Source organism: Arsenophonus sp. ENCA, from assembly GCF_002287155.1.
Classification (GTDB): Bacteria; Pseudomonadota; Gammaproteobacteria; order Enterobacterales; family Enterobacteriaceae; genus Arsenophonus; species Arsenophonus nilaparvatae.
On record NZ_NHNG01000021.1, the window covers coordinates 1 to 1,015 of the forward strand.

Annotated in this window: 1 protein-coding gene; it reads right to left on the reverse strand. The window is 37.4% G+C overall.

The window, feature by feature from the left end; genetic code table 11:
• Positions 1–638: replication initiation protein (locus CBG25_RS00670; protein ID WP_290603780.1), on the reverse strand; the 638-nt coding region annotated here is incomplete at its 3' end.
• Between the last annotated feature and the right edge of the window lie 377 nt (positions 639–1,015).

The window sequence follows — 1,015 nt, forward strand, 5'->3', positions numbered from 1 at the left end:
AAATATAAGTTGTTAAAATGCTTATGTTCTTTATACGTTGCCATATCAGATATACCAAGATCTGACTTCAAATCATCAAGAGAAATATCAAAGTACTTTACCTTTCCGGCACTTATTTTCTCTCTGAGATACTGATACAGACGAATTGCATTTGTATCACTCAATCTAACTGCTGAAAGCAATATTTGTGTTGTGAAATCCTTTTCTAATCTGCATATGTAAGGCTCCATTTGTCTAGAAAATGCAACATCGATATAGCCATCACCGTCCATGTAATCACAGTATTCTGTTACATTAAGCATACGAACCCCACCCTCTAATTTCTTCCAAGGCATTAACGGTTCCCCTGCTCTTGGGATGGGTGGAAGAAGTTGCTCTCTTGGGATCGCTATTACCTGATGCTGTAGTTGCTTGGCTGCCTCTTTCAGTTGCTGATAAGCCGTTGATTTGTCAATTCCACAAAGTTCTGCATAGTCAGATGCATAAACACGGAATACCTCGCCTCTTTCCATCACAGTTTTCGGATCTACTCGAGCTATGGTTAAAAATAACACTCTTCTTGAACTCAAAGGCATATCTGCAAGAGTTGCATTAATTCCATTCCGATGCCTTATCTTTGTTTTCTTGCTGACTTTCATGTAACCAGTTACCTATCATTGCATCGGAGAATAAATTAACTTTATCTCAAGCTAAAAAGGAAATCAATATTATTTTTGTTAAAAATTACCTAACGGGGTAGGCGATTACCTTTCGCGCATTAAGTTGTTTATTATAAAGGTTTTTTTTATTTCACCGCGAGAGCGCCTAAGTCTTTTGAAGTTAAAATAAGTTAAAAAGAAGTCTTTTAAGGCGACTTGCCTGTGGATAACTTTTAACGCCTAGGAATTTACGCCTAGGAATTTCAAAGATCCTGAGGCCGTATGAAATAGGGATCACAGTCGGTAAGATTTGCTGTTTTTTTCAGCACAAGAGGGAGTGAGATCATTATTTGTTGGCTAATCGACTGATTTTTGAA